This is a genomic window from Nonomuraea sp. NPDC052634 (assembly GCF_040678535.1).
GTDB classification, from domain to species: domain Bacteria; phylum Actinomycetota; class Actinomycetes; order Streptosporangiales; family Streptosporangiaceae; genus Nonomuraea; species Nonomuraea fastidiosa.
In genome coordinates this window covers 448,183-468,199 of record NZ_JBFATY010000006.1, presented here as the reverse complement: position 1 = coordinate 468,199, position 20,017 = coordinate 448,183, and the positions used below count along the sequence as shown (strand labels likewise).

Annotated in this window: 17 protein-coding genes; 14 read left to right on the top strand and 3 right to left on the bottom strand. The window is 70.6% G+C overall.

What is annotated here, in order from left to right; all coding sequences use genetic code 11:
- Positions 1–172 precede the first annotated feature (172 nt).
- Positions 173–3,013, top strand: a complete 2,841-nt coding sequence (gene uvrA / locus AB0K67_RS27365; protein WP_364065846.1) for an excinuclease ABC subunit UvrA — start codon at positions 173–175, stop codon at positions 3,011–3,013.
- 196 nt (positions 3,014–3,209) lie between these two features.
- On the opposite strand, the gene AB0K67_RS27360 is transcribed toward uvrA, so the two are convergent.
- The gene (locus tag AB0K67_RS27360) at positions 3,210–4,031 is read right to left on the bottom strand and encodes a DUF2306 domain-containing protein (RefSeq protein WP_364065843.1); all 822 of its coding nucleotides are present in this window, start codon (positions 4,029–4,031) and stop codon (positions 3,210–3,212) included.
- Positions 4,032–4,529: 498 nt separating this feature from the next.
- Between AB0K67_RS27360 and AB0K67_RS27355 the strand changes: the two genes are divergently transcribed.
- From AB0K67_RS27355 to whiA, 7 genes are all read left to right on the top strand, one after another.
- On the top strand, positions 4,530–4,934 hold the full coding sequence (locus AB0K67_RS27355) for a Rieske (2Fe-2S) protein (RefSeq protein WP_364065840.1): 405 nt from the start codon (positions 4,530–4,532) through the stop codon (positions 4,932–4,934).
- A 355-nt stretch (positions 4,935–5,289) separates the two neighbouring features.
- Entirely contained in the window at positions 5,290–5,766 is a 477-nt protein-coding gene (locus AB0K67_RS27350) for a Rieske (2Fe-2S) protein (protein WP_364065837.1), read from the top strand.
- A 46-nt stretch (positions 5,767–5,812) separates the two neighbouring features.
- A complete protein-coding gene (locus tag AB0K67_RS27345) occupies positions 5,813–6,277 on the top strand; it encodes a Rieske (2Fe-2S) protein (protein WP_364065834.1) in 465 nt (154 codons plus the stop codon).
- Between the two features lie 97 nt (positions 6,278–6,374).
- Positions 6,375–8,309, top strand: a complete 1,935-nt coding sequence (uvrC, locus tag AB0K67_RS27340) for an excinuclease ABC subunit UvrC (protein WP_364065831.1) — start codon at positions 6,375–6,377, stop codon at positions 8,307–8,309.
- A gap of 82 nt (positions 8,310–8,391) precedes the next feature.
- Complete coding sequence (gene rapZ / locus AB0K67_RS27335; RefSeq protein WP_364065828.1) at positions 8,392–9,258, top strand: RNase adapter RapZ; 867 nt, start codon at positions 8,392–8,394, stop codon at positions 9,256–9,258.
- Positions 9,255–10,277 carry a uridine diphosphate-N-acetylglucosamine-binding protein YvcK gene (gene yvcK, locus AB0K67_RS27330; RefSeq protein WP_364065825.1) on the top strand — a complete coding sequence of 341 codons (1,023 nt, stop codon included), beginning with the start codon at positions 9,255–9,257 and terminating at the stop codon, positions 10,275–10,277. The genes rapZ and yvcK overlap by 4 nt, the downstream gene beginning before the upstream one ends.
- Positions 10,278–10,348: 71 nt before the next feature.
- Positions 10,349–11,329, top strand: a complete 981-nt coding sequence (gene whiA, locus AB0K67_RS27325; RefSeq protein ID WP_364065822.1) for a DNA-binding protein WhiA — start codon at positions 10,349–10,351, stop codon at positions 11,327–11,329.
- 307 nt (positions 11,330–11,636) lie between these two features.
- Here whiA and AB0K67_RS27320 read toward each other — a convergent pair whose 3' ends face one another.
- Entirely contained in the window at positions 11,637–12,290 is a 654-nt protein-coding gene (locus AB0K67_RS27320; RefSeq protein WP_364065820.1) for a hypothetical protein, read from the bottom strand.
- A 184-nt stretch (positions 12,291–12,474) separates the two neighbouring features.
- Between AB0K67_RS27320 and gap the strand changes: the two genes are divergently transcribed.
- The 5 genes from gap (at position 12,475) to AB0K67_RS27295 (ending at position 16,275) form a co-directional block, all read left to right on the top strand.
- Complete coding sequence (gene gap, locus AB0K67_RS27315; RefSeq protein WP_364065817.1) at positions 12,475–13,479, top strand: type I glyceraldehyde-3-phosphate dehydrogenase; 1,005 nt, start codon at positions 12,475–12,477, stop codon at positions 13,477–13,479.
- A gap of 66 nt (positions 13,480–13,545) precedes the next feature.
- Complete coding sequence (locus tag AB0K67_RS27310; RefSeq protein ID WP_364065814.1) at positions 13,546–14,733, top strand: phosphoglycerate kinase; 1,188 nt, start codon at positions 13,546–13,548, stop codon at positions 14,731–14,733.
- Between the two features lie 3 nt (positions 14,734–14,736).
- Positions 14,737–15,516 (top strand): triose-phosphate isomerase, encoded by a 780-nt coding sequence (gene tpiA, locus AB0K67_RS27305; protein ID WP_364065811.1) that lies wholly within the window; start codon positions 14,737–14,739, stop codon positions 15,514–15,516.
- 99 nt (positions 15,517–15,615) lie between these two features.
- A complete protein-coding gene (secG, locus tag AB0K67_RS27300; RefSeq protein ID WP_364065808.1) occupies positions 15,616–15,846 on the top strand; it encodes a preprotein translocase subunit SecG in 231 nt (76 codons plus the stop codon).
- 72 nt (positions 15,847–15,918) lie between these two features.
- Positions 15,919–16,275 (top strand): RNA polymerase-binding protein RbpA, encoded by a 357-nt coding sequence (locus AB0K67_RS27295; RefSeq protein ID WP_364065805.1) that lies wholly within the window; start codon positions 15,919–15,921, stop codon positions 16,273–16,275.
- 89 nt (positions 16,276–16,364) lie between these two features.
- On the opposite strand, the gene AB0K67_RS27290 is transcribed toward AB0K67_RS27295, so the two are convergent.
- Positions 16,365–17,966: an amidohydrolase gene (locus AB0K67_RS27290; protein WP_364065802.1), complete on the bottom strand. Its 1,602-nt coding sequence runs from the start codon at positions 17,964–17,966 to the stop codon at positions 16,365–16,367.
- Positions 17,967–18,934: 968 nt separating this feature from the next.
- On the opposite strand from AB0K67_RS27290, the gene AB0K67_RS27285 reads away from it, so the two are divergent.
- Positions 18,935–19,957, top strand: coding sequence for a GNAT family N-acetyltransferase (locus tag AB0K67_RS27285; RefSeq protein WP_364065800.1), 1,023 nt, complete (start codon positions 18,935–18,937; stop codon positions 19,955–19,957).
- Positions 19,958–20,017: the final 60 nt, after the last annotated feature.

Below are 20,017 nucleotides of genomic sequence, written 5' to 3'. Positions count from 1 at the left end.
ATAAAACCCCAGGTCAGCCGGTTGCATGTTCGAGGGGTCCTCCCCTGCCGGGAGATGGTCGTAACCTGTGAGGGACGGATTTTCGGGGGCCGCCGGTCGGACCGCCGAAATTGTCGGAGCCGCCCTCTACCATCCCCGTGGACCTATCCGCTTTTCGACATCCGGGATCGCCGTGGCTGACCGCCTGATCGTGCGTGGTGCACGAGAACACAACCTCAAAGACGTCTCGCTCGACCTGCCGCGAGACTCACTGATCGTCTTCACCGGCCTGTCCGGCTCGGGCAAGTCGAGCCTGGCCTTCGACACGATCTTCGCTGAGGGCCAGCGGCGCTACGTCGAGTCGCTGTCGGCTTACGCCCGCCAGTTCCTCGGCCAGATGGACAAGCCCGACGTCGACTTCATCGAGGGCCTGTCGCCCGCGGTCTCCATCGACCAGAAGGCCACCAGTAAGAACCCCCGTTCCACCGTCGGCACCATCACCGAGGTCTACGACTACCTGCGACTGCTGTGGGCCCGCATCGGCAAGCCGCACTGCCCGGTGTGCAGGCGCCCGATCGCCAGGCAGTCGCCGCAGCAGATCGTCGACCGCGTGATGGAGTTCGAGGAGGGCACCAGGTTCCAGGTGCTCGCCCCGGTCATCAGGGGCCGTAAGGGCGAATACGCTGAGCTGTTCCGCGAGCTGCAGACCAAGGGCTTCGCCAGGGCGCGGGTCGACGGCACCGTCGTGCGGCTGGAGGAGCCGCCGACGCTGAAGAAGTACGAAAAGCACGACATCGAGGTCATCGTCGACCGCCTGTCGGTGAAGGAGTCGTCGCGACGGCGGCTCACCGACTCCGTGGAGACGGCGCTGCAGCTGTCCGGCGGCACGATCACGCTCGAGTTCGTCGACCTGCCGGAAGACGACCCCAACCGCGAGCGCTTCTTCTCCGAGCACCTCTACTGCCCCTACGACGACCTGTCGTTCGAGGAGATGGAGCCGCGCTCGTTCTCCTTCAACTCACCGTTCGGCGCCTGCCCCGAGTGCACGGGTCTCGGCACCAAGATGGAGGTCGACCCCGAGCTGGTGGTGCCCGACCCCGAGCGCACCCTGCGCGAAGGCGCCATCCACCCGTGGTCGGGCGGCCACACCAGCGAATACTTCACCAGGCTGATGGAGGCGCTCGGCCACGCGATGGGCTTCGGCCTCGACACGCCGTGGGAGCGCCTGCCCAAGAAGGCGCAGAAGTCGCTGCTGTACGGCCACGACGAGCAGATCCACGTGCGCTACAGCAACCGCTTCGGCCGGCAGCGCGCCTACTACACCACCTACGACGGCGTCATCCCGTGGGTGCAGCGCAGGCACGCCGAGGCCGAGAGCGACACCGCGCGCGAGCGGTTCGAGGGCTACATGCGCGAGATCCCGTGTCCCGCCTGCAAGGGGGCCAGGCTCAAGCCGGTCAGTCTCGCGGTGACGGTGGCCGGGAAGTCGATCGCCGAGGTGTCGTCGATGTCGATCGGCGAGTGCGCGAAGTTCCTCGCCGGGCTCAAGCTCTCCGACCGTGACATGCAGATCGCCGAGCGGGTGGTCAAGGAGATCAACGCCCGCATGGGCTTCCTGCTCGACGTCGGCCTCGACTACCTCACGATGGACCGCGCCGCCGCCACCCTCGCCGGTGGCGAGGCGCAGCGCATCAGGCTCGCCACGCAGATCGGCTCCGGCCTGGTCGGCGTGCTGTACGTGCTCGATGAGCCGTCCATCGGCCTGCACCAGCGCGACAACATGCGGCTGCTCGACACCCTGATCAGGCTGCGCGACATGGGCAACACGCTGATCGTGGTCGAGCACGACGAGGACACCATCGCCGCCGCCGACTGGGTGGTCGACATCGGTCCCGGCGCGGGCGAGCACGGTGGCCAGGTCGTCGTCTCCGGCACCGTACAGGACCTGCTGGCCAGCGAGGAGTCGCTGACCGGTGCGTACCTGTCGGGGCGCAAGAGCATCCCCATCCCCGCCAAGCGCCGCAAGCGCGACAAGAAGCGGCAGATCGTCGTCAAGGGGGCGCGCGAGCACAACCTCAAGGGCGTCGACATCGAGTTCCCGCTCGGCCTGTTCACGGCGGTCACCGGTGTGTCGGGGTCGGGCAAGTCGACGCTGGTCAACGACATCCTCTACAACGCGCTGGCCAAGGAGCTCAACGGCGCCCGCACGGTGCCCGGCCGCCACTCCCGCATCAACGGCATGGACCAGGTCGACAAGGTCGTCCACGTCGACCAGTCGCCGATCGGGCGCACGCCGCGCTCCAACCCGGCCACGTACACCGGGGTCTTCGACCACATCCGCAAGCTGTTCGCGGCCACGACCGAGGCGAAGGTGCGCGGCTACCAGCCGGGGCGCTTCAGCTTCAACGTCAAGGGCGGGCGCTGCGAGGCGTGCTCGGGCGACGGCACCATCAAGATCGAGATGAACTTCCTGCCCGACGTCTACGTCCCCTGCGAGGTCTGCCACGGCGCCCGCTACAACCGGGAGACGCTGGAGGTCCACTACAAGGGCAAGACGATCGCCGAAGTGCTCGACATGCCGATCGAGGAGGCGCTGGATTTCTTCGACGCCATCCCGGCCATCAAGCGGCACCTGCAGACGCTCAACGACGTGGGGCTCGGCTACGTACGCCTCGGGCAGCCGGCCACCACGCTGTCCGGCGGCGAGGCGCAGCGCGTCAAGCTCGCCTCCGAGTTGCAGCGGCGGCAGACCGGGCGGACGATCTACGTCCTCGACGAGCCCACCACCGGCCTGCACTTCGAGGACATCCGGCGGCTGCTGGGCGTCCTCGGCCGGCTGGTCGACGGCGGCAACACGGTGATCGTCATCGAGCACAACCTCGACGTCATCAAGACCGCCGACTGGATCATCGACATGGGGCCCGAGGGCGGCTCGCGCGGCGGCACGCTGGTCGCCGCCGGCACGCCGGAGGAGGTCGCGCTGGTGGACGAGAGCCACACGGGGCGCTTCCTGCGCAAGATCCTCTCGCTCTGACCCTGGTGGTGAGGCCGATCCGCCCCCCGGACTCGGGGGTGGGTCGGCCTCGCTGCGTCTGGGCCGGGCCGGGTGGGCGTTGTGCCAGGTGCCGGGCTGCTCGGGCGTGGCGCTTGGCAGGCCGGTGGGTGTGGTGCCCGGGCCGGTGGGTGTGGTGCCCGGGCCGGTGGGGGCGGTAGCGGAGGGTGCCTCGCCGTCAGGCGGTGCGGCGGGCCAGGGCGCGGGCGCGGCGCTTGGCGGCGTCGCCGCGTTCCAGCCACCACTCGGCCAGCAGCAGCGGCAGCGTCCAGCCCAGCCAGGTGCTCAAGGCCGCGATCGACTGCGCCATCACCTGCTCGTCGCCCTGGAAGAAGGTGTCGATGTACGGGCTCAGCACGATCACGGACACCGCGCCCCAGAGGCGGTTGGTGACAATGGACATCGTCAGGGCGAAGCTGCGCACCATCCACCGGCGGTGATCGACGAAGCGGCGCTGCCTGGCCATCCGCCACCCGGCGAACGCGCAGCCCAGCCAGAGCAGCGCGAGCATCACGTTGCTGACGGACGTGACCGGTCCCCACGGCGTCGCGATGCCCACGGTCAGGCCGAGCAGGCCGCTCGGCAGGCAGCCGGCGAAGACGTACACGCGGCCGATCCCGCGGTGCGCAACGGGGTGGCGTGCGCGAAACCACGGCCAGATCTGCAGGCAGCACGTGATCATCGCGATCGAGCCGAACACCACGTGCAGGGAGAGCACCGCATAGTGCGGCGGGAGGAAGTCCGGCGCGGGCACGCGCGACTGCGCCGGGTCGAACGAGACGTACGGCGGCAGCGAGAACGCCAGGAACGCCGCCGCCACCACGGCCGGCGGCGCCACCCACGGCCGCCGCCACCAGCGTCGCGGCCGTACCGTCACGCCGGACCGCGGCTGTACCGTCACGCCGGACCCGGCCGCGCCGGAGGAAACCGCTCCCGAATCGCCGGGGTCGGGCTGCTCGGCGGTGGTCACGCCGGGGGCGGGCTGTCCGGCGGTGGTCACGCCGGAGGGCACTGCACCCGAGGCGGCCGGGGCGGGGGCGGTGAGGGCGGAGGTGCCGAGGTCGCCGGGGGTGTTCCCGGGGGTGGTCCGGCCCGAGGTGCCAGGGCCGGGGCGGCGGAGTTCTGAGCGCCAGGGGGTGGCCCGTTGGGGTCGGCGGAGGTCGTGGGGTGTGGGTTGGTTCGGGAAGGGTCGGGTGGAGTGGTCGTGGGGTGTGGGTCGGTTCGGGAAGGGTCGGGTGGAGTGGTCGTGGGGTGTGGGTCGGTTCGGGAAGAGTTGGGCGGAAGGGGCATGAGGGCAGCGTGGGCGGGGTCGCTGACCGTCCGCCTACCACCCGCTGACCGGACCGAGGGGTACCGTCAATAAGCTGTTTTCACGACGATGGCCGCAATCGGGGGCGTCACCGGCGGCCGGCGACGTACGGATAACGCGCGGCCGACGCGCGAGATGGAACATCAGGCCTGCGGGGCGAGAACACCGAGGACAGATCGGGGCGGAGCCATGTCCGGAAACGGATTGGGACGGCGGGAGATGCTGGGCGCGGCGGGGGTCGCGGCGTGCGGCCTGGCGCTGGCCGCGTGCGGTTCGGGGGGCGCGCAGGCCCAGCCGAGCCTCAAGGGCAAGGTGCTGGCCAAGACGGCCGAGGTGCCGGTGGGCGGCGGCAAGCTCATCGAGGACCTGAAGGTCGTGGTGACGCAGCCGGAGCCGGGCGTCTTCAAGGCGTTCAGCTCGCTGTGCACGCACAAGGGCTGCCAGGTCGGCACTCCCAAGGACAACGTCATCAGGTGCGCCTGCCACGGCAGCGAGTTCACCGCCGACACCGGCAAGGCGACGAAGGGGCCGGCCACCGCGCCGCTGGCCTCGTTCCAGGTGAAGGTGGAAGGCGACGGCATCGTCGTCGTCTGAGCCCTCCCGTCTGAATTCTCCCTAGGCGGCCGTCTGAGTCCTCCCATGGTGGTCGCCTCAGTCCCACCAGGGCGGGCGTTGCAGCGCGCCTCAGGGGCGGGCCGGGTACGTAAACCGTCATCTCGTCGACCGGCGGGTGGGAGCGGCCGTTTCGTCACGAGCGGTCGTCCCGCCAAGAGCGGTCGTCCCGTCGAGAGCGGCCGTTTCGCGAGAGTCACAAGCGGCGGTTCTCTGAGAACGGCCTTCCACGAACCGGTAATTGTGCGTGGTCGCCCGGATTGGGCTCCGGCAGGCTGAACCCCTGCCAGGGCCCGGGCCGTACCTGCAAGTGAAAGCCGATCTGGGAGGACGCACGATGACGGAAACGACGCGGCGGACGGTTGTCTTCGGTGCCGGAACGGCCGGGCTCGCGGCCGTGCTGACGGCCTGCGCGAGCTACGGCGTACCGGAGACCGAGGCGGACGTGGAGGCTCCCGCTGAGGAGGCGACGTCGTCCCAGCCCGAGGAGGGCGGCGAGGCCAAGCCGAAGGCGGAGGCCAAGGCCGATGCGGCCCTGGCGGACGTCAGCGACATCCCCGAGGGCGGCGGCAAGGTCTTCAAGAACCAGAAGATCGTCGTCACGCAGCCGGCGGCGGGCGAGTTCAAGGCGTTCAGCGCGGTCTGCACCCACGCGGGCTGCACGGTCGCCTCCGTCTCGAACCAGACGATCAACTGCCCCTGTCACGGCAGCAAGTTCAGCATCGCCGACGGTTCGGTGACCGACGGCCCCGCGGGCGGTCCGCTGGAGGAGAAGCAGATCCAAGTGGACGGTCAGAAGATCAGACTCGCCTGAGAAAGCTTTCATGATTTTCTCACCTGAGTGCGCTTGGGTGAGGCGCATGGCAGATGAGCTTCACACCCGCAGAGCGGTGTTCGCCGGCGTCGGCGCAGGCGGCCTGGCGCTGGCGATCAGCGCGTGCAGCGGCGACTCCGGTACCGACACGGCGCAGACGGCGCCTTCCACCGCCGGGTCCGGCGCCCCCGAGGCGAGCGCGACGCAGTCCAGCGCGTCCGGTGGCGGCGCGCTGGCCAAGAAGGCCGACATCCCGGTGGGCGGCGGCACCGTCTTCAAGGACCAGAAGGTCGTCGTGACGCAGCCCACGGAGGGCGAGTTCAAGGCGTTCAGCGCGATCTGCACGCACAAGGGCTGCCCGGTCTCCAGCGTCGAGGACGGCGCGATCGTGTGCCCGTGCCACAACAGCAGGTTCGCGATCGCGGACGGCTCCGTGACCGGCGGGCCCGCGCAGCAGCCGCTGGCCGCCCAGGAGATCAAGGTCGAGGGCGACGACATCCTGCTGGCGTAGCCGCCCATAGCCGCCGTAGCCGGGTGGGGTGCCCGCCGTACGTGCGCGAAGAGTACGGCGGGCGACTCTGTCGGTGCGGGCCACTAGGCTGACAGGCGTGGCGAGATCAGCGGCTAACACCTTGAGTTTCCGGCCGAGGCCGGGGTCGATCCCGGAGTCCCCGGGTGTCTACAGGTTCAGGGACGCGCACGGCCGGGTGATCTACGTCGGCAAGGCCAAGAGCCTGCGCCAGCGGCTCAACTCGTACTTCGCCGACTTCTCCACGCTGCATCCCCGCACGCAGTCGATGCTGACCACGGCCGCCGACGTCGACTGGACGGTCGTCGGCACCGAGGTGGAGGCGCTGCAGCTCGAATACTCCTGGATCAAGGAGTTCGACCCCCGCTTCAACGTCAAATACCGCGACGACAAGTCCTACCCCTACCTCGCGGTGACGATGAGCGAGGACTTCCCGCGCGTCCAGGTCATGCGCGGGGCCAAGCGCAAGGGCACCCGCTACTTCGGCCCCTACTCCCACGCCTGGGCCATCCGCGAGACCGTCGACCTGCTGCTGCGGGTCTTCCCGGTGCGCACGTGCAGCGCCGGGGTGTTCAAGCGGGCCGGGCAGATCGGGCGGCCGTGCCTGCTCGGCTACATCGACAAGTGCTCGGCGCCGTGCGTCGGCCGGGTCACCCCGGAGGAGCACCGCGAGCTGGCCGAGGACTTCTGCGACTTCATGGCGGGCAACACCAGCCGCTTCATCAAGCGTCTCGAAAAGGAGATGCGCGAGGCCGCCGCCGAGCAGGAGTACGAACGCGCCGCCCGGCTGCGCGACGACATCCAGGCGCTGCAGCGGGCGCTGGAGAAGCAGGCGGTCGTGCTCGGCGAGAGCACCGACGCCGACGTCATCGCCCTGGCCGAAGACCCGCTCGAAGCCGCCGTCCAGGTGTTCTACGTACGCGGGGGGCGCATCCGCGGCCAGCGCGGCTGGGTGGTCGACAAGGTCGAGGAGACCTCGCCCGGCGAGCTGGTCGAGCAGTTCCTGCTGCAGATGTACGCCGAGGCGAACGCCGAGTCCATGCCCCGCGAGGTGCTGGTGCCCGCGCTGCCGCCCGACGTCGAGGCGGTGGCCGAGCTGCTGACCGAGCAGCGCGGCGCCCGCGTCGAGGTGCGGGTGCCGCAGCGCGGCGACAAGAAGTCGCTGCTGGAGACCGTCGAGCGCAACGCCAAGGAGTCGCTGGCCCAGCACAAGATCCGCCGCGCCAGCGACCTGAGCGCGCGCAGCAAGGCGCTGCAGGAGATCGCCGACGCGCTCGACCTCGACCAGGCGCCGCTGCGCATCGAGTGCTACGACGTCTCCCACCTGCAGGGAGAGAACGTCGTGGCGTCCATGGTGGTCTTCGAGGACGGCCTGGCCCGCAAGAGCGAATACCGGCGCTTCTCGGTCAAGACCAAGGAGGGCGACGTCGCCTCGATCTACGAGGTGATCATGCGCAGGTTCCGCCGCTACCTGGAGGAGCGCTCGGCCACCGGCGAGCTGGCGGCCGACGACGACGCGGCCGCGGGCGGCGGGCCCATCGACCCCGACACCGGCAAGCCGCGCAAGTTCGCCTACCCTCCCAACCTCGTCGTGGTCGACGGCGCGGGCCCGCAGGCGGCCGCCGCGCAGCGGGCGCTCGACGAGCTCGGCATCGACGACGTGGCCGTGTGCGGGCTGGCCAAGCGCCTCGAGGAAGTGTGGCTGCCAGGCGACGACCAGCCGGTGATCATGCCTCGTTCAAGTGAAGGTCTCTACCTTCTGCAGCGGGTGCGAGACGAAGCGCACAGGTTCGCCATCACCTACCATCGTTCCAAGAGGTCCAAGACGGTGAAGGAGAGCGCGCTCGACGGCGTGCCCGGCCTGGGGCCGGCGCGAAGGCAGGCGCTGCTCAAACACTTCGGCTCCGTGAAAAAGCTACGCGAGGCCACTGCCGCTGAAATCTGCGAGGTTCCCGGCATCGGCCCGTCCATCGCCGAGGTCATCGTGTCGACGCTGAAGGGAGAGTCACCTTGATCTCGCCAGGATGCCAGGGTGCCCATGCCGCACACTCCTACCGGCCCGCGCTGAGAGGCGGGCCCGCTGCAGAGGTGGGGCGATGAGCACCGAGCCGGCGTTCGTCATCGTCACCGGCATGTCCGGTGCGGGGCGCAGCACCGCCGCCAAGGCGCTGGAGGACCTGGGCTGGTTCGTCATCGACAACCTGCCGCCGGGTCTGCTGTTCGCCATGGCGGAGGAGGCGGGCAAGGTCAAGCTGGCCGCCGACAAGGTGGCCGCCGTCGTCGACGTGCGCAGCCTGGCCTTCACCACCGATCTCAACGCCGCGATCGAGGAGCTCGAAGGGCGCGGCGTACGCGTGCGGGTGGTCTTCCTCGAGGCCAGCGACGAGGAGCTGGTGCGCAGGTTCGAAAACGTCCGCAGGCCGCACCCGCTGCAGGGCGAGGGGCGGCTGGTCGACGGCATCACCCGCGAGCGCGGCATCCTGCGTGAGGTGCGCGCCAACGCCGACCTGGTGATCGACACCTCCACCCACAACGTCCACGACCTGCGCGCCAAGATCGTCGACTTCTTCGGCGGCGAGGACCGCCCCGGCCTGCGGCTCAACGTCGTGTCGTTCGGCTTCAAGTACGGCCTGCCGGTCGACGCCGACCTCGTGGTCGACTGCCGGTTCCTGCCCAACCCGCACTGGGTGCCCGAGCTGCGGCCGCTCAACGGCCTCGACACGGCGGTCAGCGACTACGTGCTCGGCCAGCCGGGCGCCAAGGAGTTCCTCGACGCCTACGAGGAGGTCCTGCAGGTCGTCGCGGCCGGATACGCGCGCGAGGGCAAGAGCTACGCGACGCTCGCGGTGGGCTGCACCGGCGGCAAGCACCGCAGCGTGGCGATGGCCGAGCAGATCGCCGCCCGGCTGCGCGACCGCGGCATGGAAGTCCAGGTGAGCCACCGGGATGTGGGGCGGGAGTGACCGATGACAGTGCCGAAGGGGTCGTGCCGCCACCGATGAACGGCCTGCCCTGCGACAGGCCGGACGTGCTCGGCGTCGGGCGGCCCGGGATCGGGCCCGCCGTCGTGGCGCTGGGCGGCGGCCACGGGCTCTATGCGTCCCTGTCGGCATTACGGATGGTGACCGACCGGTTGACCGCCGTGGTGACGGTGGCCGACGACGGCGGCTCCAGCGGGCGGCTGCGCCGCGAGCTGGGCGTGCTGCCGCCCGGCGACCTGCGCATGGCGCTGGCCGCGCTGTGCGGCGACGACGAGTGGGGCAGCACCTGGAGCGAGGTCGTCCAGCACCGCTTCCGCAGCGAGGGTGAGCTGCACGGCCACGCGGTCGGCAACCTGCTGATCGTGGCGCTGTGGGAGCTGCTCGGCGACTCGGTGGCCGGGCTCGACTGGGTCGGGCGGCTGCTCGGCGCGCACGGGCGCGTGCTGCCGATGGCGTCGGTGCCGCTCGACATCGTGGCCGAGGTGGAGCTCGACGGCGTCATCTCGACCGTACGCGGGCAGGTGGCCTGCGCCTCGACCCCCGGCCGCGTACAGGCGATCTCGCTCGTGCCCGAGGACCCGCCGGCCCGTCCTGAGGCGGTCGCGGCCGTGCGCGACGCCGACTGGGTGGTGTTCGGGCCCGGGTCGTGGTTCACCAGCGTGCTGCCGCACCTCAAGGTGCCCGCGCTGGCCAGGGCCCTGCACGCCACCCGGGCCAAGCGGCTGGTCACGCTCAATCTCGCCCCGCAGCCGGGCGAGACCGACGACTTCTCCCCCCAGCAACATCTGGAGGTGCTTCGCCAACACGCTCCCGACCTGCGGATCGACGTGGTGCTCGCCGACACCGGGGTGGTCGACGATCCCGACGCCCTGGAGAAGGCGGCGGGCGCGCTCGGCGCCCGGCTCGTCATGGACGACGTGGCCGCCGCCGACGGCTCGCCACGGCATGACCCACGACGTCTTGCCTCCGTCCTGGACGAGATTTTCCTCCAGAAGCGTTGATCCTGGTCGGCGTGGCGCGAAGGTGCGAGAGACTCGAAGGAGCCGGTCTGAATGGGGGAGAGGACTAACGCATGGCGATGACAGGTGTGGTGAAGGACGAGCTGAGCCGCCTGCCGGTGCTGAAGCCGTGCTGCCGCAAGGCGGAGGTATCGACGCTGCTGCGGTTCGCCAGCGGCCTGCACCTGGTGGGCGGGCGGATCGTGATCGAGGCCGAGCTCGACACCAACGCCACCGCGCGGCGGCTCATCAAGGACATCGGCGAGGTGTTCGGGCACAAGGCCGAGGTGCTCGTGCTCGCTCCCGCCGGGCTGCGCAAGGGCTCGCGCTACGTCGTACGCGTCTACCGCGACGGTGAGGCGCTGGCCCGTCAGACGGGTCTCATCGACAACCACGGCCGCCCCGTGCGCGGGCTGCCCCGCCAGGTCGTGGCGGGCGCCGCCTGCGACGCCGAGGCCGCATGGCGCGGCGCGTTCCTCGCGCACGGCTCGCTCACCGAGCCGGGCCGGTCGATGTCGCTCGAGGTCACCTGCCCGGGGCCGGAGGCGGCGCTGGCGCTGGTGGGCTCGGCGCGGCGGCTGAAGATCCACGCCAAGGCGCGCGAGGTGCGCGGCGTCGACCGTGTGGTCGTCCGCGACGGCGACGCCATCAGCGCGCTGCTCACCCGGCTCGGCGCGCACGACAGCGTGCTGGCCTGGGAGGAACGCCGGATGCGCCGCGAGGTGCGGGCCACCGCCAACCGCCTGGCCAACTTCGACGACGCCAACCTGCGGCGCTCGGCGCGGGCCGCCGTCGCGGCCGGCGCCCGGGTGCAGCGGGCGCTGGAGATCCTCGGCGACGACGCCCCCGAGCACCTGGTGATCGCCGGGCGGCTGCGGGTCGAGCACAAGCAGGCGTCGCTGGAGGAGCTCGGCCAGATCGCCGACCCGCCGCTGACCAAGGACGCCATCGCCGGGCGCATCAGGCGGCTGCTGGCGATGGCCGACAAGCGGGCGTCCGACCTGGGCATCCCCAACACTGAGGCCAATCTCACCGTGGACATGCTGGCTCCGTGAGGCGGTGCCGGCGCGGCCGGTCGTTGCGGGGACGGGGTCCCGCCCGTCCCCCTGCCGCGGCGGTTCAGGGCGGGTTCCGCCCGCGCGGCGGAGATGCACGGACGGGCGGCTGCTCGGGCGGGCGTCCGTAGGGTGCCGGAAGCCTGTGCGGGCGGGGGTGCTGAAGGGGCGTTCGGGCGGCGGTGCTGGAGACCCGTGCGGGCGGGTGGATGCCTGCGTGGCCGACGGAGCTGGAGGTGCGTGCGGCGGGTGGCGTTGGGAGGGTGCGGCTGCTTGCGCGGCCGGGTGTGTCGAGGTGGTCCGCCGCTCAGTCGCGGGCCGGCTTGCGGGGGGTGAACAGGTCGGTCGTGGGCTTGGGCGTGGGCGGCTGGGCGGGCTCGAAGGGCGCGCGGTACTCCGGCTTGTCCGAGTCCCCGGGCTGCCCCGGCTCGCCGGGCGACTCGGCGGCCTCGGCGCGCTGCGCCCGGCGTACGCGCAGGACCCGCAGCGTGAGCAGGGCGAACGCGGCCAGCGCGGCGACCGCGATGTACAGCCAGGCCGTCGTCTCGGTCAGCGGCTCGCGGTAGACGCGCAGCGCGTGCGGCAGGCCCTCGTTGAAGGTGGGCAGGTCGACATCGGAGAACCCGGCGGGCGCGCGGTCCCCGGGCGCGCGCAGGCCCGCGCCGATCAGCACGGAGGAGCCGGTGATCTGGCCGGCCGCGACGGCGGCGCCGCCGTACAGGAAGGCGAAGGGCAGGAGCAGGAGGCTGCGCGGCCGCCTGGCGCCCATGGCCAGCGCGACGATGACGGCGATGAGCAGCGCCAGCGCCAGCGAGACGGGCACTCCGCCCCCGAAGCCCGTCACCGCCTCCGGCAGGCTCTCCTGGTACAGCACGGCCACCCCCAGGCCCGCCGCGCAGATCAGTGCGGCGAGCAGGCCGAAGAAGAGCCCGGGTAGCAGGCCGGACCGCTTATGTGACATCTCAGCCCCCAGAGAATGCACGAATTTACTCCGACGAGTCGGGCACTTTACTCGAACCTCGCAAAACGTGTCGCAGGAACGCCGATTCACACGCCGGTACCTGCAGTGGTCTAAACCAATTTGGGTCCGATAAGGTTCGTGATTGAGGTTTCCAGCCCGCATCTGTTCGAGGAGATCGGTTCCCGTGAGCATCCGCGTAGGCGTCAACGGCTTCGGCCGCATCGGTCGCAACTTCTGGCGCGCTGTCGCCGCCAGCGGCAAGGACATCGAGATCGTCGCGGTCAACGACCTGACCGACACTGCGACGCTCGCGCACCTGCTGAAGTACGACAGCATCCTCGGCCGCCTGCCCTACGAGGTGAAGGCCACCGCCGACGAGATCACGGTCGACGGCAAGTCGATCAAGGTTTTCGCGGAGCGCGACCCGGCCAAGCTGCCGTGGGGCGACCTCGGTGTGGACGTCGTGGTGGAGTCGACCGGCCTGTTCACCGACGCCACCAAGGCCAAGGTGCACGCCGACAACGGCGCGAAGAAGGTCATCATCTCCGCCCCGGCGAAGAACGAGGACGTCACCGTCGTGCTGGGCGTCAACGACAGCGCGTACGACCCGGCCAAGCACACGATCATCTCCAACGCCTCCTGCACCACCAACTGCCTGGCCCCGATGGCCAAGGTCATCCACGACGCCTTCACCATCGAGAAGGGTCTGATGACCACCATCCACGCCTACACGCAGGACCAGAACCTGCAGGACGGCCCGCACAAGGACCTGCGCCGCGCCCGCGCCGCCGCGCTCAACGTGGTGCCCACGTCCACCGGCGCCGCCAAGGCCATCGGCCTGGTCCTGCCCGAGTTGAAGGGCAAGCTCGACGGCTTCGCCATGCGCGTGCCGATCCCGACCGGCTCGGCCACCGACCTCACCGTCGACGTCAGCCGCGAGGTCACCGTCGAGGAGGTCAACGCCGCGGTCAAGGCCGCCGCCGAGGGCCCGCTCAAGGGCATCCTCAGCTACACCGAGGACCCCATCGTCTCCAGCGACATCGTCACCGACCCGGCCTCCTGCATCTTCGACGCCCAGCTCACCAAGGTGATCGGCAACCAGGTCAAGGTCGTCGGCTGGTACGACAACGAGTGGGGCTACTCCAACCGCCTGGCCGACCTGGTCGAGCTGGTGGGCCGCGGGCTCTGATGCCCGGGCGGACGCGTACACACCGGGGCGCGCCGTCCGCGTGCCCCGCAGGAACGGGAGCATGACATGCGCACGCTCGACGATCTCGACGTGAAGGGGCGGCGCGTGCTTGTGCGCGCCGACCTCAACGTCCCCCTCGACGGGGAGACGATCACCGACGACGGCCGCATCCGCGCGTCGGTCCCGACGATCAAGACCCTGCTGGAGCGGGGCGCCAAGGTCGTCGTCTGCGCCCACCTGGGCAGGCCCAAGGGCAAGGTGGAGCCGAAGTACTCGCTGCGCCCCGTGGCGGCCCGCCTGGGCGAGCTGCTGGGCCAGGACGTCGCCTTCGCCACCGACGTGGTCGGCGACAGCGCCGTGAGCACGGTGGAGTCCCTCCAGGACGGCCAGGTGGCCCTGCTGGAGAACCTCCGCTACGAGCCGGGCGAGGAGTCCAAGGACGACGCCGAGCGCGGCGCGTTCGCGGCCAGGCTCGCGGCACTCGCCGAGCTGTACGTCGGCGACGGCTTCGGCGCCGTCCACCGTAAGCACGCCAGCGTCTACGACGTGCCCAAGCTGCTGCCGCACGCGGCGGGCGGGCTGGTCGAGGCCGAGGTCGGCGTGCTGCGCCGGCTCACCGAGGACACCGAGCGGCCCTACGTGGTCGTGCTCGGCGGCGCCAAGGTCTCCGACAAGCTCGGCGTCATCGCCAACCTGCTGACCAAGGTCGACAGGCTGCTCATCGGCGGCGGCATGGCGTACACGTTCCTCAAGGCCCAGGGCCACGAGGTCGGCAACTCGCTGCTGCAGGAGGACCAGCTCGACCAGGTGCGCGGCTTCCTGGAGGAGGCCGGGCGGCGTGGCGTCGAGCTGGTGCTGCCCGTCGACGTGCTCGCGGCGGTCACCTACGCGCCCGACGCCGAGCACCAGGTGGTCGAGGCCACCGCGATCCCGGCCGACCGCGAGGGGCTCGACATCGGTCCCAAGACCCGCGAGCTGTTCGCGAGCAAGATCGCCGACGCCAAGACCGTGTTCTGGAACGGCCCGATGGGCGTGTTCGAGTTCGACGCGTTCTCCGGCGGCACCAAGGCGGTGGCCGAGGCGCTCATCGCCTCCGAGGCGTTCACCGTGGTGGGCGGCGGCGACTCGGCGGCGGCCGTACGCAGGCTGGGCCTGCCCGAGGACGGCTTCTCGCACATCTCCACGGGTGGCGGCGCCAGCCTCGAATACCTCGAAGGCAAGACCCTTCCCGGACTCGCGGCCCTGGAGGACTGAGAGTTGCAGCGCAAGCCGCTCATCGCCGGCAACTGGAAGATGAACCTCAACCATCTCGAGGCCATCGCGCTGGTCCAGAAGCTGGCCTTCGCGCTCAACGACAAGGACTTCGACAAGGTCGAGGTCGCCGTCCTGCCTCCGTACACCGACCTGCGCAGCGTCCAGACCCTGGTCGACGGCGACAAGCTCAGGATCGTGTACGGCGCCCAGGACCTGTCCAGGCACGACGGCGGCGCCTACACCGGTGAGGTGTCGGGCGCCATGCTCGCCAAGCTCGGCTGCACGTACGTGGTGGTCGGGCATTCCGAGCGCCGCCAGTACCACGGCGAGGACGACGACATCGTCAACGCCAAGGTGCAGGCGGCCTACCGCCACTCGCTGACGCCCATCCTCTGCGTGGGCGAGGGCCTTGAAGTGCGTCAAGAGGGCCGCCACATCGCGCACAGTCTCGGCCAACTCGACGGCGCGCTGCGCAAAATCGATGCCGAACAGGCAAAATCGATAGTGGTGGCCTACGAGCCGGTGTGGGCGATCGGCACCGGCGAGGTGGCCACCCCCGAGGACGCGCAGGAGGTCTGCGGGGCGTTGCGGGCTAGACTCGCTGAGCTCTACGACGCCGAAGTGGCCTCGGGGATCCGTATCCTTTACGGTGGCTCGGTCAAGTCAGGGAACATCGCAGGGATCATGGCTCAGCCGGACGTCGACGGCGCGCTCGTCGGCGGTGCCAGCATCGACGCCGGAGAGTTCGTGAAGATCTGCCGTTTCTCTGATATACCCGGCTAACTCGGCCGTTCTGGGGGTGCGACTTGACATCAGGTCGTACCCTCAAGAGGCAAGTTTGAATCGTCACGCGTAACAGAGCATCGAAGGAACAGGCATACCGTGGAAATCGGAATCTCCATCGCCCTCATCCTGGCGAGCCTTCTCATGATCCTGCTCGTCCTGCTCCACAAGGGCAAGGGTGGTGGTCTGTCTGACATGTTCGGCGGCGGCTTCTCGTCGAACTTCGGTGGTTCCTCGGTGGTGGAGCGCAACCTCGACCGGCTGACCGTCATCACGGGCGTGGTCTGGTTCGTCTGCATCATCGCTCTGGGCCTGCTCCTGCGGTCCTGAGTTGTCGTTGACGCGTGACAGTGATTCTCCCCCCGTGTCCGCACACGGGGCGATCGAGCGAGGAGTTCATCCGTGGGTAGTGGCAACGCGATCCGTGGCAGCCGAGTCGGCGCCGGCCCGATGGGGGAGGCCGAGCGCGGCGAGGCAGCTCCGAGAGTGCGGGTCTCGTTCTGGTGCGCCAACATGCACGAGACGCGCCCCAGTTTCGCCAGCGACGCGGCGGTCCCCGAGCTGTGGGATTGCCCACGTTGTGGTCTCCCAGCCGGCCAGGACGAAAAGGCGCCGCCCGCCCCGCCGAAGAACGAGCCGTACAAGACGCACCTTGCGTACGTGAAGGAGCGCAGGAGCGACAAGGACGGCAAGGCCATCCTCGAAGAGGCACTGGAGCGCCTGCGCAGCAGCAAGTCCTCCTCCTCCTTCTCCTCCTGACGATGGGCGAAGGGGCCCCGGCGAACGCCGGGGCCCCTTCCGCTTGTCCCGGCTTGCGCTTGCCCCGGGGCACGGGCCGGGGTGCGGGCTCAGGCGCGTTCGTAGACCGCCTCGCCGTCCACGAACGTCATCCGCACCCTGGTCGTCCAGATGTCGCCGGGCGGCAGCTCGAACGGGTCGCGGTCGAGCACCACCAGGTCGGCGGGCCGTCCCGGCTCGATGCGCCCGGCCGGTGAGCGGTTGATCCAGGCCGAACCCTCCGTGTACGCCGTCATCACCGTCGCCAGGTCGATGCGCTGCTCGGGCAGGAACGGCGTCTGCGCCGTCGGGTAGCCGGCGTGCACCGAGCCGCCCGGCTCCGTGCGGTTGACCGCCACATGCATCCCCTGCAGCGGGTCTGCGTCGGAGACCGGCCAGTCGCTGCCCGCGCACAGCCGGGTGCCGCAGGCCACCAGGTCCGCGAACGGGTACTGCCACGACGAACGCGGCTCCCCGAGGTAGGGCAGGGTCAGCTCGTCCATCTGCGCGTGATGGGTCGCCCACAGCGGCTGCAGGTTGGCCGTGACGCCGAGCGCGGCGAAGCGCGGCACGTCCGACGGCTCGATGATCTGCAGGTGCGCGATGTGGTGCCGGTTGGCCGGATCGGTGCCCTCCAGGCTGTCCAGCGCCTCGCGCACCGCGCGCTCGCCGATGGCGTGGAAGTGCACCTGGAAGCCGAGGCGGTCCAGCTCGGCGACGTACTCCTTGAGCTTGGCCGGGTCCACGTACGACAGGCCCGTGCCCCCGCACAGGCAGTACGGCTCCAGCGTGGCGGCGGTGAAGTTCTCCGTGATGCCGTCCTGCATGATCTTGACCGAGGTGGCCCTGAACCGCTCCAGCCCCTCCGCCGACGCGCGCCGCGCCACCAGGTCCTCGATCTGCTCCAGGCCGCGCGTGCGGTCCCACCACAGGGCGCCCACCACACGCGCCCGCAGGCGTCCTGAGCGGGCCGCCGCCAGGTAGGTGGGCAGCGGGTCGTCGGAGCCCGCGTACGAGCCCACGATGGCGTCCTGCCAGCCGGTGACGCCCAGCGAGAACAGGTGCCGCTCGGCGTCCGCCAGCGCGTCCTGCAGGTCCTGGGCGGTCGGGCGCGGGGTGAGCAGGCCGACGAGGTCCATCGCGCCCTCGTGCAGGACGCCCGTCGGCTCGCCGTTCGCGTCCCGCTCGATGCGGCCGTCGGCGGGATCGGGGGTGTCGCGGGTGATGCCGGCGCGTTCCAGGGCCCGCGTGTTGACCCAGGCGGCGTGGTGGTCGCGCTGGATCAGGTACGCGGGGCGGTCGAGGAAGCCGAGATGATCGCGGTGGGGGAGACCGCCGGGGAAAGCCGACATGTCCCATCCGCCGCCATCGATCCACTCTTTCTCCGGATTTTTCGCGGCATAGTCGGCGATCTTTTCTTTGTACGCGTCTAGGCCGAAATCTTCGGACAAGTCGCACTTTGCGCGTTCAAGGCCCGCCTGAATCGGGTGCATGTGCGCGTCCGTGAAACCCGGCACCAGCAGACCGCCGTCGAGATCCACCGTCTCGTGCGGCCCGCGCGCCAGCTCCCCCTCCGGCCCCACGGCGGCGATCACGCCGCCCCGCACCAGCACGGCCTCGGCCACGACACCGTCGGGGGTGAAGACCCGGCCGCCTCGGAAGAGGATGTTCATCGAGCGTCGTCCTTTCTCGCAGTCGCTCCATCTTGCCCCCGTCGGCATCGGGAGGAGCGTTTCGTCGGCGTTGCCGGGCCGTTCGGCGCGATCTTGCCCCCGCTCGCAGGGGAGGAGGGCCGCTCTGGGCGACGATCTGAGCGAGGGGGAGCCGGTTGAGGTCTCGCTTCCGGCGTCTGGGATGGGCAGAGGAAGGGCGGTCCGAGTGGGCCCGCGATGCGGGGAGGCGCAGGCTGGAGTGCTGTCAGAGGGGGCTGTACAGCGCAGCATGGGGGAGCGGTGGGGCACGGAATGAGCTCCCGAAGCGCGGTGCGGGGACGGGACTGGAGCGGGGAGACAGGGCTGGAGCGCTGCTAGAGGGAGTGGTGCAGCGCAGCATGGGGGAGTGGTGGGGCACGGAATGAGCTCTGAAGCGTTGGTGCAGGTAGATCCCAGAGGGCCGGCCCGCGACGGTCACGAGGCAAGAGGCGTGGGCGCGGGTGCTGGTCGGGAGTCGGGCGCGGAAGGACAGGCAGGCGGTTGGCGGTGGCTGGGTGCATGGCGACCAGGGGGATCGAGGAGGTGCCTGGTTGCGACGCGGGGCCCCATGCCAGGGATGCTGCACCGGCTGCGGGTGCCGACCGGCTCGCGTGCGGAGGGGGTGGAGTTGCTTCTGGTGCGCGCTTGGCGGCGGTGGCCCAGGGTGGTGGCGCGCCGGCGCAGATGGTCGGCGAGGAGCGGCGGCTGGGGCCGTGCTGCCGACATGTCGGTGACGCCGGTGGTGCCACGGGGGTCGCGAGGTCTGTCGGGGCCCGCCGGTCTGTGGGTGCCGACGGTGGTGTGCGGCCGGCGGGTGGCGCTGGTCCGGAAGCTGGCGCGGGTGGGATAAGGATGACATTGCGCGATATAAGCGGACATCTCGCGATGAATCACGCGATGTAAACACATCGGTAGCGGCCGCGTAACAGCTTCCCGTCATGCTCTGACGCATGGGATTCTTGCGCATTCGCACCACGGTGGACGAGCGGCCCGGACGCCTGGCCTCGCTGGCGGCGGCCCTGGCCGACAGGGGCGGCAACATCCTCGGCCTGAGCGTCCAGTCCGATGCCGAAGGCACCGTCGACGAGTTCGTCACGGACATCCCCGCCGCACCCGAGACCGTGCGCGAGGCGCTGGAGGCGGCCGGTGGCCGCCGCGTCCAGGTGGTGGCCGCCACCGCCCACGAGCTGACCGACGAGCCCACCCGGGCGCTGCTGCTGGCCTCCAGGCTGCGCTCGATGCCGTGGCGGCTGCCGGAGCTGCTGGCCGAGCTGCTGCGCGCGGACGACGCGCGGTGGATCTATGGTGAGGCCGTGAGTGATCTACCCGACCCGACCCAGCTCGTCGTGCCGGTCGCGCCGAAGCGGGCGGTGCGGCTGCGGCGCGCCGAGCTGCCGTTCACGCTGACCGAGGCGGCCAGGGCGGCCGCCTTCGCGAGGCTCGCCCAGCCCGCGCCCGAGCAGACCGCCCCCGAGCGCGCGATCAAGCTGTCCGACGGCGTGGAGGTGACCGTGCGGCCGCTCACCTCCATCTACCGCGAGGCCGTACGCGACCTGCACGACCGCTGCTCGCCCGAATCGCGCAGGTTCCGCTACTTCACCGCCATGCCGACGCTGCCGCCGCGCATGTTCGACCGGCTGTGCGACAGGAGCAAGGGCTACTCGCTGGTCGCCGGGCACGACGGGCAGGTCGTGGGGATGGCCAACCTGCTGTTCACGCCCGACCCGGGCATCGCGGAGATGGCCTTCCTGGTCGAGGACCGCTGGCAGGGGCGCGGCCTGGGGACGGCGATGGCGAGGATGCTCGTACGCGCGGCGGCCGACCTGGGCTACGCCGAGGTCAAGGCCTCGATGCTGTCGGACAACGCGAGGATGCGGCGGCTGATGATCTCGCTGGGCGCGACGCTCGGCTACACCGACGACCCCGGCGTGGTGGAGGCCCGGCTTCCTGTGGGCGCGGTGGTGCCCGTCTGACACCCGGGCCGCCGGACTCCGTCCCGCTGGGCGCGGGCGAGGACAGGTTCTAAGCTGGCG